Source organism: Chryseobacterium arachidis (assembly GCF_900129245.1).
GTDB classification, from domain to species: Bacteria; Bacteroidota; Bacteroidia; order Flavobacteriales; family Weeksellaceae; genus Chryseobacterium; species Chryseobacterium arachidis.
On record NZ_FQUT01000016.1, the window covers coordinates 44,771 to 57,886 of the forward strand.

12 protein-coding genes are annotated in these 13,116 nt (G+C 32.8%); 1 reads left to right on the forward strand and 11 read right to left on the reverse strand.

The genetic code is table 11. The features are described 5' to 3' along the window. Positions 1–33: 33 nt before the first annotated feature. The 10 genes from tsaB to rpiB all read right to left on the reverse strand — a co-directional run bounded on the left by tsaB (position 34) and on the right by rpiB (position 9,409). Positions 34–708 carry a tRNA (adenosine(37)-N6)-threonylcarbamoyltransferase complex dimerization subunit type 1 TsaB gene (gene tsaB, locus BUA89_RS19940; RefSeq protein ID WP_072962912.1) on the reverse strand — a complete coding sequence of 225 codons (675 nt, stop codon included), beginning with the start codon at positions 706–708 and terminating at the stop codon, positions 34–36. Positions 709–764: 56 nt separating this feature from the next. Then, complete coding sequence (locus tag BUA89_RS19945; RefSeq protein ID WP_072962915.1) at positions 765–1,514, reverse strand: SDR family NAD(P)-dependent oxidoreductase; 750 nt, start codon at positions 1,512–1,514, stop codon at positions 765–767. A 99-nt stretch (positions 1,515–1,613) separates the two neighbouring features. Beyond that, on the reverse strand, positions 1,614–2,354 hold the full coding sequence (locus BUA89_RS19950; RefSeq protein WP_072962919.1) for a hypothetical protein: 741 nt from the start codon (positions 2,352–2,354) through the stop codon (positions 1,614–1,616). A 2-nt stretch (positions 2,355–2,356) separates the two neighbouring features. Beyond that, positions 2,357–2,728, reverse strand: coding sequence for a YraN family protein (locus BUA89_RS19955; RefSeq protein ID WP_072962922.1), 372 nt, complete (start codon positions 2,726–2,728; stop codon positions 2,357–2,359). 468 nt (positions 2,729–3,196) lie between these two features. Next, positions 3,197–4,126, reverse strand: a complete 930-nt coding sequence (locus BUA89_RS19965; RefSeq protein ID WP_072962928.1) for a S66 peptidase family protein — start codon at positions 4,124–4,126, stop codon at positions 3,197–3,199. After that, entirely contained in the window at positions 4,123–4,809 is a 687-nt protein-coding gene (locus tag BUA89_RS19970) for a LysE family translocator (protein ID WP_072962932.1), read from the reverse strand. The genes BUA89_RS19965 and BUA89_RS19970 overlap by 4 nt, the downstream gene beginning before the upstream one ends. Positions 4,810–5,027: 218 nt before the next feature. Beyond that, positions 5,028–5,540 carry a hypothetical protein gene (locus BUA89_RS19975; protein WP_072962935.1) on the reverse strand — a complete coding sequence of 171 codons (513 nt, stop codon included), beginning with the start codon at positions 5,538–5,540 and terminating at the stop codon, positions 5,028–5,030. Then, positions 5,540–7,693: a ribonuclease R gene (gene rnr, locus BUA89_RS19980; RefSeq protein ID WP_072962937.1), complete on the reverse strand. Its 2,154-nt coding sequence runs from the start codon at positions 7,691–7,693 to the stop codon at positions 5,540–5,542. Before rnr ends, BUA89_RS19975 begins: the two co-directional genes overlap by 1 nt. Before the next feature lie 2 nt (positions 7,694–7,695). Next, complete coding sequence (locus BUA89_RS23470; RefSeq protein ID WP_072962942.1) at positions 7,696–8,724, reverse strand: thrombospondin type 3 repeat-containing protein; 1,029 nt, start codon at positions 8,722–8,724, stop codon at positions 7,696–7,698. A gap of 250 nt (positions 8,725–8,974) precedes the next feature. Further along, complete coding sequence (gene rpiB, locus BUA89_RS19990; protein WP_072962944.1) at positions 8,975–9,409, reverse strand: ribose 5-phosphate isomerase B; 435 nt, start codon at positions 9,407–9,409, stop codon at positions 8,975–8,977. A 634-nt stretch (positions 9,410–10,043) separates the two neighbouring features. Here rpiB and BUA89_RS19995 point away from each other — a divergent pair. Beyond that, complete coding sequence (locus tag BUA89_RS19995; RefSeq protein WP_072962947.1) at positions 10,044–11,234, forward strand: phosphoglycerate kinase; 1,191 nt, start codon at positions 10,044–10,046, stop codon at positions 11,232–11,234. Between the two features lie 49 nt (positions 11,235–11,283). On the opposite strand, the gene BUA89_RS20000 is transcribed toward BUA89_RS19995, so the two are convergent. Beyond that, a complete protein-coding gene (locus BUA89_RS20000) occupies positions 11,284–13,050 on the reverse strand; it encodes a hypothetical protein (protein ID WP_072962950.1) in 1,767 nt (588 codons plus the stop codon). Between the last annotated feature and the right edge of the window lie 66 nt (positions 13,051–13,116).

Below are 13,116 nucleotides of genomic sequence, written 5' to 3' on the forward strand. Positions count from 1 at the left end.
CTTCGCTTTTTTTATGATTTGAATAAATAGTTCTTAAGACTCTTTTTTCTTTACCCCGTGAAAATCTTTCAGATAAAAAGGTTCAAAATAAGCAATATCTTCAAACTCTTTTTTATCAATCTTCTCAAGGCTTTTCTTGATTAAATATTGTGCAGAAGGATAAACCGTTTCATTAAAATCAGCATTGGGAAGCTGTAAAATATCCTTTGCTTTTCTTGCACCGTCACCTACAAACAATACTTTTTTATCTCTAAATTCTTCAAAAGAATTCTCAGCTAAAATTTTAGCTTCCGTCTCAGAGATTTCATTTCCTTTCTCGCCGTCATAAACGGCCGTATAAACCTCCATTCTTCTTGCGTCGATCAAAGGGATAACAAAATCATAGTTTTGCTTTAAAAAAGGCTCTATCATGCTTTCTAGAGAATTTACCGCAATCAATGGAACTTTCAGTCCGTAGCAGAACCCTTTTGCCGAAGAAGCTCCGATTCTCAAACCGGTATAAGACCCTGGCCCTTTTCCTAAAGAAACGGCTTCAATATCTTTCATCGAAAGCCCGGCTCCTTCCAATGCCCATTCTACAAATGTGTGGAGACTTTCGGATTGTTTATAGTTTTCAGAAACTTCTTCCGTTAGGCACAAAAGTTTTTCGCCATCAGAAATCGCTACCGAACAGTTTTTTGAAGAGGTTTCGAGATATAAAATTTTCATTTTTTTATTTTAAAATTCCTTTGAATCTTATGCAAATTTAAGGCATTATTTTGAGACTATTTTCTGTAAATCGTTCTCGGTTCTGCTTGTGCCGTCGGATAAATCGTCATATCAGAAATACAGACATGCTTTGGAGCGTTCACGCAATAAGCGATAGAATCAGCAATATCTTCTGCTTTTAACGGTTCATACCCTGCGTAAACTGTCGAAGCTCTTTCGGTGTCGCCTTTAAATCTTACCATAGAAAAATCCGTTTCCACAGCTCCCGGCTGGATATTGGTAACTTTAATTCCGAATTCCGTCAATTCTATTCTCATTCCTTCGGAAATGACGTCTACAGCCTTTTTGGTGGCACAATACACCACGCCATTAGCATACGTTTGTCTGGCAGCCACAGAACTGATATTTACAATATGCCCGGAATTTCTTTCCTTCATTCCCGGAATAATCATTTTAGAAACATACAGAAGTCCTTTTACATTTCCGTCGATCATAGAATCCCAATCATCTGTTTTTCCCGAAGAAAGAGGATCTAGACCATGGGCATTTCCTGCATTGTTAACCAATACATCAATATTCTTCCATTCTTCCGGAAGAGAATTTATGGCAGTTTCCACTTCTTCTAAATTTCGGACATCAAATTTTAAACTAAAAACTTCGGTATATTGAGAAAGTTCATTTTTTACAGATTCCAATACTTCAGATCTTCTTCCACAAATAATAATTCTGTTTCCTTGCTTTGCAAAAAGCTCTGCTGTAGCTTTTCCAATTCCTGATGTTGCTCCGGTTACTAATATTGTTTTCATTATTTACTTTTAATTATTGATTGATTACTTTTTCATTTTTCTTTTCATCATATATTTATAAATCCAGAATTCTACCCACGGAATCAACATGAGAAGTCCCTAGATTACCAAAATTCCTTTTACAAAAGTTTTAAATTGAGATTTTAAAACCATTAAAAAAAGATTCTGAATTTTCTCAACAATAGATTTTTCAAGATTTTCAGGATTTAACTGTAGTAATTGCTGACTTACTTTATCAAATTCTTTGTAAGAAAGATCTTTTGTAATATCAACGTGAGGAATTGAATTTAGTGCACCATATAAAACCAAAGTATGAATCCTATCACCATATTTATCTGCAAAAGCAGAAGCCAACCAGTTTTTAGGTCGATCTAATGCAACATATTTTGTATTGTAAACTTTAACTACATCTACAAACCGAATTTTTGCATTCTTATTCTTCTGTTCTAGATCGGAGAAGATAAATTCAAGAGTTGTAATGAATTTGGTTTTAGATAGTGTATCTCTAAAAATATACTGTGAACCTGAATTGTAAACCTGTTCTGAAATACTATAACTGTCTTGCTTAAATGCCTGATAAACACCTACGAACATTCCCATTTTTACAGAAAAGATGATATTGATAAAAATAATAAACGGAATGTAAAGTTTAACCAGCCAGTTGTAATACTTATATTCTCTGGATGTGACTTTAAATTTTCTTAAACTAAAAATTAAGATGAAGTTTACGACAAATCCGATAACTAAAAAAATAGTCGAATAACTGATTATCTTTAAAGGATAATTTTTTACTACATATAATACAACAGAATAAATTGTTCCCCAGTCTATGTTTTGCATAATCAATTGGCATCAAATGCTTCGAAAGCATTGGTTATATGTTCGACAATCAGATTCTTTTTTTCGTCGGGCAGAACAGTGATAATATCAAATCTTACTTCCAGATTTTTATTGAATTCTTCCAGATAATAATTCGCAGCGGAAACTATTAGTTTAATCTTCGTTTTAGTAACTGCCTCCTGCGGCAACATAAAAGCATCGGTGGATCTCGCCTTCACTTCTGTAACAATAATTAAATTATCCTTTTCAGCAATAATATCGATTTCTGCCTTTTGAAACCGAAAGTTTCTTACTAGAATTTTATAGCCATTTTTCTGTAAATATTCAACTGCTAAATCTTCTGCTTTTTTGCCGAAATCGTTGTGCTGTGCCATATTTGTGTCTGAGTGTTTGAGTTCCTTTTGCTTAATAAAGTCGATTAGTTTTAAACTAACTTTTTATAAACATCATCCAGCCATTCTGTAATATCTTCATGAAATGTTCCAAACAACAATTCTTGATCCGTTTTTAAGAATTCCTTCCTGAAAATATACGGACTCACATTAATCCAATATTTATTTCCATTTCTGTGAAAATGGTAATTTTCATGTCTTATATCTAAAGGAGTATATTCTTTTTTCTTCTCTTCTGTTAGTTCCGGATAAAAAGTCTTAAGCTCAAAATTAGGAAAAGAAAGTAAAGTTTAGGATCTTCAATATCAAAAATATCTCCTTCTTGATATTTTTGATACCAATTTAAAATTAACTGATAACTGAAATCATCATAAATCTCTAATTGCATTCTTCGAATTTCATCATACAATCCTGGTGAGAAATTATATTCAACGAGTAAATTTTTCACTTTTAAAATTCAATCTTAACCTTATCCTTAATCTCTAATTTCAAATTTCCACCAATAATCAAAGGTCGGTTGTCTTTGATGTGGCCATTGGGGAAACCAAAAACTACTGGAAAATTATATTTTGCAATTCGTTCCGAAATTAATTTATAAGCGAATTCGTCGAAGCTTTCTTCATACTGCTTATTCTCTTTTTCATCACCCATATTCGTCATTCCTCCAATAATTAATCCAGAAATTTTATTGAAAACTCCGGCCAGTTCCAGACTCATGATCATTCGGTCAAGTGCATAAAAATTTTCACCAATATCTTCAATAAATAGAATTTTATCCTTGAAATCAAAGGAATATTTCGTTCCCAGAAGTGCATAAACAAGGGCTAAATTTCCTCCAATCAATTCTCCCTCAGTATTTCCCTGTTTATTAAACTGATGCGATTTAAGGCTGTATTTGAGAGCTTTGCCTTTTAAAACATCAAAAATCAAATCATAACTTTCTTCGGTGACTCCAAAACTTGAAGTTTTAATCGTTTGCCCATGAATCGAAGCAAATCCTTTTTTCAATAAAAAACTCTGAATAACCGTGTTATCAGAATAACCAATATACCATTTTGGATTTTTAGTGAAATTTTTAAGATTGAGATCCTGAATCAAATGCTGGCAGCCGTAGCCACCTCTGGACGCCCAAACTGCAGAAATTTCGTTGTCATTTAAAGCCCAGTTGATGTCTTTTATTCTTTCCTGTTCTGTTCCGGCATAATTGTAGCCGTTTGAAAATTTGGTGTAAAGATGCTCGCCCAAGACGGGTTCGTATCCTTTACTTTTAATCATTTCAATTCCTTTCGCCAGTTGGGAAGTTTCTACAGCTCCGGCAGGGGAAATTACAGCTATTTTATCCCCTGTTTTCAGGGATTTCGGAAAGATAATTTTTGTCATTCGGTCTTTTTGTATTTTACTTCTTTTTTCTCTGCTTCTTCCAGGCGTTTATCAAATTGATTAAACATTTTAAAACTTTGTAAAAAGATAAAGAAACTGAATATGATAAGAACTACTCCTACACCTTTTCTGATATTGTTTGCCAGTTTTTGGGTAAGTTTATAATGAAATTGTTTTGCCAGAAAAATTTTAGCCAAATCGATCAAGAGATAGGTTGCAATAACGATTGCCAGATACAGGATCAGGGTATCTGTATTAGGGTATTGGTTTCGTACTCCAATTACTGTAACCAGCCAAAAAAGGATAACACCCACGTTCAGAATATTTAAAAGAAAACCATTAAGAAATGTTTTAAAATAATTCTGACTGATAATTTTTTCTTCTCCCGGCAAATGCATTTTGGTCTTTGTAACCATCATAATAATTCCGTAAACGAGAATAAGTATGGAAGTAATTCTATAAAAACCGGGATGTTTGTCGATTAATTCAACAATATCTGCACTTGCATAGTAGGCTGCAATAATGCATAATAAATCTGCCGTAATAACACCAAAATCCAGCGATAGGGCGTGTTTAGGACCTCTTGTAAAACTAGTTTCGATTAACAGAAAAAAAATAGGGCCAATAAAAACCAGGCTCAGCATAAAGCCCAGACCAATGGCCGATAATACAAGTTCAAACATTTACATGGTGTTAAAAATGAAAAAAATTTCACTTCATTGAATACAAAGTTAGCTTTTATGTTTTAAAAAATCAAAAAGAAAATTGATGTTGTACAGCAGATTGTAATTTATTGTTTCCATGTAAAAATCATTATTAGAGATAAAAAAAACCGCCATTTAAGCGGTTATTATTAAGTATATTTTGAACTTTATCTAACAATTTTGAAATCTAGTCATTATTAATTTTCCTCACAATTTTTGTTATAAATAAATTTAAAGTCTTTTCTGACTTTTAAACCAAATACACCTCTTTCAAAAGTATAAATAATTTGATTGTTACCCCACATTCTTTTATAATCAATAAAAAAACTTCTTGTCATATAGGAATATTCATAGGCATTTCCACTTAAATATATATAAGTTGTTTTCCCTTTTTGATGGCTATTTCTTCCTCCAACTTCTGCGATCATATTTGTAAAGCAATAAGTTTCTTTAATAGGATTCATGCTCGTTATATAATTAATCAAGAAAAAGGCATTAATTATCATTGGAAAGGTAATTCCAAAAAAATAATTTTTGCCTAAACTTCCTATTTTAAGGATATTCTTGTTAATTAAATTATTACTTATAATACAAAGAACAATGATCACCGCAACAAACAAGTAAAAATTAATTACCGTCTTGAATATTATAAAGAAAACCAAGACAACATTCAGCATACTAAAAACAATACACTTATCAATTTTAGTCATTAATCAACAATTTTGAAATCCAATTGCTTCTGAATCAAATTCGCTTTCACCACTTTGATTTGAACCTGATCTCCCAACTGATACTTTTTACCATGTCTCATTCCGTACACAGCGTGAGTTTTTGCGTCATACATGTAAGAATCATCAACCAAATCTCTGAGTTTAATTAAACCTTCTGCGCCGTTTTCAGGAATTTCTACCCAGAAACCAAATTCTGCAACACCGGAAATTACTCCATTGAAAGTTTCACCCAAATGCTTTTCCATAAATTTCACCTGCATGTATTTGATGGAATCTCTTTCCGCATCAGCTGCCAATCTTTCCATAGAACTGCAGTGTTTTGCTTTATCTTCAAGCTCCGGTTTGTTGGGAGATTTTCCACCATCCAGGTAATGCTGCAACAATCGGTGCGCGATCAAGTCCGGATAACGACGGATAGGAGAGGTGAAGTGGCTGTAATAGTCAAATCCAAGACCGTAGTGACCGATCGGTTCTGTAGAATAAACCGCCTTACTCATGCTTCGCATTGCCAGAGTTTCGATCATATTTTCCTCGCCTTTACCTTTCACATCATGCAATAATTTGTTTAAAGATTCTGCTACTTTTTTGGTATTGGCAAGATCCATTTTGTATCCGAAAGTGGAAACAAAATCTCTCAAAGATTCCAATTTTGCTGGATCCGGATCGTCGTGAACCCTGTAAATAAAGGTATTCTGAGTAATATCTCCTTTTTTATTTAATGAAACAAATTCAGACACTTTTTTATTCGCCAACAACATGAATTCTTCGATTAAATGGTTGGAATCTTTACTGATCTTGAAATAAACTCCGATTGGTTCGTTGTTTTCATCCAAATTAAAACGAACTTCACTTCTGTCGAAAGTGATCGCTCCGTTTTTAATTCTTTTCTGACGCATGATTTTGGCTAATCTGTCTAATATAAGGATTTCTTCCTTGAAATCTCCGTCCTTTCCTTCAATTCTTTCCTGAGCTTCCTCGTAAGTAAATCTTCTGTCGGAGTGAATAACCGTTCTTCCAAACCACTGTTTCTTGATTTCGGCATTATCATTCAATTCAAAAACAGCAGAGAAAGTGAACTTATCTTCATGCGGACGAAGCGAGCAAACATCATTACTCAAAACTTCCGGAAGCATCGGTACAACGCGGTCTACCAAATACACCGAAGTCGCTCTCTGATAGGCTTCATCATCCAAAATAGTTCCCGGAACTACATAATGAGAAACGTCCGCAATGTGAACACCAATTTCCCAGTTTCCGTTTTCTAATTTCCTGATGGACAAGGCATCATCGAAATCTTTTGCATCTTTCGGGTCGATCGTGAACGTTGTAATTCCACGCATATCCCAACGTTTTGCCACTTCTTCGTCACTGATACTTGTGTCAATTTTATCGGCATCTCTTTCCACTTCTTCAGGAAATTGATAAGGCAAACCATATTCTGCCAAAATAGAGTGAATTTCCGTTTCATGCTCTCCGGGAGCACCTAAAACCTGGATAATTTCGCCTTCAGGATTTTTATCTCCCGGTCTCCATTCTGTCATTTTAACGATGACTTTATCACCGTCTTCAGCACCTCCGAATTTTCCTTTTGGAATAAAAATATCAGTATTGATCGTCTTTTTATCACAAACAACAAATCCGAAATCTTTGTGCGGAACAACTTGTAAAGTTCCTACAAATTCCGTTCTTGTTCTTTCCAAAACTTCCAAAACAGAACCTTCCATTTTTTTTCCTTTGTAAGTATAAGTTACGATCAGAACTTTATCGCCTTGCAAAGCATCTTTTACGTTCTTGGAATGAATGAAAATATCATCTTCCATACCTTCTACATTTACGTAGGCGTTACCGGATTGGTTGAAATCGATAATCCCCGTTAAAGTCCCTTTGATATTAAGATTGATAATATATTTTCCTTTTTCGCTTTCTTTAATCCTTCCATCTCCCTGCAGCTTATGTAAAGCTTGAATAACAAGCTCTCTCTGTCTTGGATTTTTATAATCAATTCCTTCTGCAATCTGTTTATAATTATAAACTTTTGTAGAATTTCCACTCATAAATCTAAGGATCAGTTTTCCAATCTCTCTTAGTTTATGATCATTTTTTTGACTTATATATTTTTTCTTTTTTGCCATTTTTAATTTTTTTTCTGTTCTTTGTTTTCAATAATTATCCAATCATTATCAATATACTGATAGATCGTAATAAAAGACCTTCCGTACCAACTATTATTCTCTGTATACAAAGTTTTGACTTCTATTTTATTATCTAAGTCATTTTTTGAAATCTCAATTGATAATGTACTGTACTTTAAAATATGTTTCTCTTTATGATGTAATTTTGTATACACAATCACATCATTTTCTTTTTTATATAGATCCGTAAGTTTAGAATATTTATATTCTCTGTTAATAACGGGTTTTTTCTCAAATTCTACAGATGATCCTTCACCTAAGGTTTTTTTTGCTAAAATTATATTTTTCTTCAATCGGTCATAAATTTTTAAAACTGTCTCTTCGTCCCAGAAATTCTCTGTTGTAAAGACAGGAGTCAAAAAATTATAATGCGGCTTACAATAATAATCAGTACCGGTAGTTCCGCAAAGATAATACTGTAAGTCGTTGAAAACTACAACATCATTATTGGGCAACAATTTCTCATTCAATTCTTTTATAATTTTATCCTTCAGTTTGTCATAATTTACGTTTTTAGATTCATCTATGAAACGTTGTAGCCGATTCTCCCATTCAATAAATTTCTTATCACAATCATCCTTCATGCAACCATTCTTATATGGATCTTTTGATTTATACCCAAAAGTCGTAGGACAAGCATCATCATAATCCAAAACTCCGTCTCCATCTGCATCGGGAATAGGGCAGCCTTTATATTCTGCCAAACCTTTAATTTCCGGACATTCATCATCTTTATCAAAAACCCCATCTTCATCTTTATCACTCCACGGACAGCCTTTATTTTCAAGAACTCCTGATTCTTTCGGACATTTATCAAGATAAAATAAAACTCCATCTTTATCTTCATCCGAAAGGCAAATCTTTTTATTAAATTCTTTTCTGCATTTTTTGAAAATACTTTTATCTATTATTTCCTGAGCTTGGAAACAACTTATTATAAAAAGAAATACTCCGATTAATTTTATTTTCATCAAATTTTTAATTCAAATATTTAATAAAACCCAACAATTTTCTTCCAATTATTCTACAACGGAAGTTTTAGTTTTGTATAAATTTAATACAAATATGGAGAAGTGAGGAGAAAAACCTTGTATTAAATACCTTTTAATATTTCTTCAGGTTAAATGGAAATAACAGAATGGTAAATTCTATTGGACAGTGCAAAGATACAAAATAAAAAATAAATAAGGCTTGCAAATTGATTCACAAGCCTTTATATTTTTAGCAAAATGCAATTTTATCAACTCTGTTTTGGTGTCTTCCACCTTCAAAATCGGTTAACAAAAATTTGTCTGCAATTTCAATCGCCATTTCCTTTGAAATGAATCTCGCAGGAATCGAAATCATATTCGCATCATTGTGCTGTCTTGCCAATGAAGCAATCTCCGGCATCCAGCAAAGAGCACAACGAATCTTCTGATGTTTGTTAGCCGTGATCTGAACACCGTTTCCGCTTCCGCAGATCAAAATTCCCAACTCATTTTCACCATTCTCAACAGATGTTGCGGCAGGGTGAACAAAGTCCGGATAATCCACACTGTCTGTGGAAAACGTACCAAAGTCCTGAATCTCAAATCTTTCTGAAAGATAGTTCTTAACAATTTCTTTGTACTCGTATCCAGCGTGGTCTGCAGCGATAGCGATTTTTCTTTTCATAATACTTCTTTTAGCCTTTATTAGATTTATTTCCACACAAATTTAAGTATAATGTGGATAAGTCTTAAATTTTTGCGAATTAATTGTGAAAACGCTTGTGAGTAACTGTTGAAAAAACTCCTAAAAATAAAGTTTCGTAACATTAGAAAATTTTGTAATGAAAATCTGCTCCAAAAAATCCAAGATTTTTTTTCACAAAGTTTTCGGGGATAATTCTATACTTTTTCCATAAATAGGTTATTAAGAAACAAACCTGGGGAAAAGTTATCCATAATTGTTGATAACCATAATAAATTTCATATTTACAACAGATTATAATGTATATAAATTGTGAATTACATAAAAATTAAATGTAAAAAAGTATTTCGATTAAATTTATCCCCGAAATAACAAACACTTAACAACATTATCATTTTTCTTTTTTTAAAGAGAAGAAAATATGTTGATTGATGAATGGGAGAGTGCGGGAAACTTTTTGAAAACTTTTCAAAGCTTGCTTCGGTCTGAAAATTTTAAAATCTTACATTTGTGAAACGAAAATCGAAAGAAATATATGAAATCGACCTGCCCGAATTTTTTTGCGCATCTTCAATGAAAAGTCGATTCCATGTGACCGAGAAAAATAAATGTACATATGAAAACAATCAATGATTTCAATTTTAATGAAAAGAAGGCTCTTGTAAGAGTGGATTTCAATGTTCCTCAGGACGACCAGCTGAAAGTTACAGATAACACGAGAATAGTGGCTGTAAAACCGACAGTGGATAAAATCCTTAAAGACGGTGGTTCCGTAATCTTAATGGCTCACCTGGGAAGACCTAAAGGTGAGGTGAAAGATGAATTTTCACTTAAGCATATCATAGATGAAGTTTCTGATGTTTTAGGACAAGAAGTAAAGTTTGTTGACGAATGTATTGGAGAAAAGGCTGAAAAAGCTGCTTCTGACCTTAAGCCGGGTGAAATTCTTTTGTTGGAAAATCTACGTTTTCATAACGAAGAGGAGAAAGGAGATGAGGGTTTTGCTGAGCAACTTTCTAAATTAGCCGATGCTTATGTGAATGATGCTTTCGGTACGGCTCACAGAGCACATGCTTCAACGGCTGTAATTGCTAAGTTTTTTCCTTCGACTAAATTTTTCGGTTTATTGATGGCTAAAGAACTTCAGGCAATTGATAAAGTTTTAAAATCCGGCGAACGTCCTGTTACAGCGATACTTGGTGGATCGAAAGTTTCAACTAAAATTACCATTATAGAAAATATTCTTCCAGCGGTAGATAATTTGATTATCGGTGGTGGGATGGCATTTACTTTTATTAAAGCCCTTGGTGGAAAGATTGGAACTTCTTTGGTTGAAGAAGATAAATTACCTTTAGCTCTTGAAATTTTAGGAAAAGCAAAAGAACATAATGTAAAAGTTTATCTTCCATCTGATACAATCATTGCTGAAAGTTTCAGTAACGATGCAGAGAGAAAAGAAGCAAATATCTATGAAATTCCCGAAGGATGGATGGGATTGGATGCTGGTCCAAAATCAAGAGATCAGTTTAATGATGTGCTGCTGGATTCAAGAACAATTCTTTGGAACGGACCGATCGGAGTTTTCGAAATGTCGAACTTTGCTGCCGGAACGATTGCTCTTGGCGAAAGCATTGCTGAAGCTACAAAATTGGGAGCTTTCTCTTTAGTTGGAGGAGGTGATAGTGTTGCTTTTGTTAAGCAATTTGGTTATGGTGAAAAAGTAAGTTATGTTTCTACCGGTGGTGGAGCAATGCTTGAAAGTTTGGAAGGTTTGGAACTTCCGGGAGTTGCTGCGATCAATAATTAAATCTGAAGTTTTATATAAATAAAGGGACCCAAATCGAGTCCCTTTTTATTTAATATTCTACTACTAAGAATACTTTTACACCAAAAGTTTGGCTCCAAGACCCTATACTTTCTACTTCAATATGAATTTGATCATTATTTGCTAAGAAATAACCTCGCTTATCCAATAATTCCAATTTATTTTCAATGTTTAAAATTCCTGAAGCCAATTCAATTGATTTGTCGGTATTATAAACTTTTACATTATAAATTAAACCTCCATAACCTCCTGGCCAAGCCTTGTCGAAAATAATTTTAATTGAATGAATAGGTACATCTGGAATATCAAAAGATACAAGCTCTTTATAACCCGTAGTATTTGGACCTAAATCTACATAAACTCTATCTTGCACAATTCCAGTTGTTTCTGTACGATTATTGCGATGCCCTTTTGAGATAATTTTTTTACTTATTTTATAATAATCATTATTTAAGAAAAATGTATCTCTACCAAATGGCCTGTAATATGAGTTCAATCCACAATTTTCAAAAGTGTAAATTGGATAACCTCCGGTATTAGTTACTTCATTACATACTCCATTATTAATTAAGTCAAGATCAGGACAAGTATTAATGAATTTAATCTTTGCTGGAGATAAATATGAACTTGAATTTGTTATCTCGTGTCTAAATCTAAAGTTTTCAAAATTTGAGCAATTATCAAAAATAAATTGACCTTTTCCTTTTAAATCCATTGCGAAAGTTGAAGGATTAAGATTGTATCCTCCCATTCCACAATTATCGAATTTTGCTGAGAATTCAACATCATTATGATTAATCTTAATAAGTTGTGTATTGTTTCTCAATTCGAATCTAACACCATACATTTGTAGATTGGGTTTATTACCTTGTCCAAAGAGATCCGGATTTGCAAGGCTATTTACGTTGATTATAACATTTTCTGTGATGTCATTACTGATAATTGAACCTTGGAAATATGATATAGTAAGACCTGCATAGAAGTCAAATATTGTTCCAGATATGGCTTCAATATCAGTTCCATAGAATCTCCAATTTACTGCTTGTGGATTATTAAGTTTAAATAGAAGAGAATTTTCTCGAGAATTTTTTATTTTGCAATCTCTAAATGTAATCTCTGACATCATTGTGTTTCCTGACACATCAAGAATTGTTTTAAAATTTTTGAAATAACAAGAGTTAAAGATAAGCGATTGAGCATTACCTCGATCAGTCACATTTGTACTCATAAATGTTTTACCTTCTTTTTCTGAAATAAATGTGATATTACTGAACGTTGAAAATCCAAATATATCGTAATTATCGAACATTACTAAGTCTGAGTCAGGCTCAAAAAAAATTATTGTGTTTTGATAAGCTTCGCCTTCAATTGTAAATCTCCCGCCATTAACACCCAAACTGCTATCTATTAATGTGTTATCTACTATAAATCTCCCACTAGGTATTTTTATTTTTAATGGTTCTCTGAATCCAATATGATTTTCTGAAAGTTGGTATGCTATTTCAATAGCATAACGTACTAATGCTGTAATATTAGGTGTTCCATTAATATCATTCCGATTGATAAAATGATTTAAATTAATTACATTATCATGAAATACGGCTTTGTAATATGTTTCATCTAAATACTCATCCTTGATATAGATTCCATATTTTTCTGTATTAAAAAATGAATCATCAATAAGAGTTCCATTATGATCTGTTGTTACCTGTTCATAATTTAAGATTTCTCTTGATTTAGGGTTGTGTGTTACTAAAACTTTTGGTGTTGCAGATGTTGTTGTGTAAATTGTTTCCATGAAGAAATATCTTTTGATTTTTATCTTAAGCAAAAATAATTATTGAGTACGTCAGAACTTGTCGTA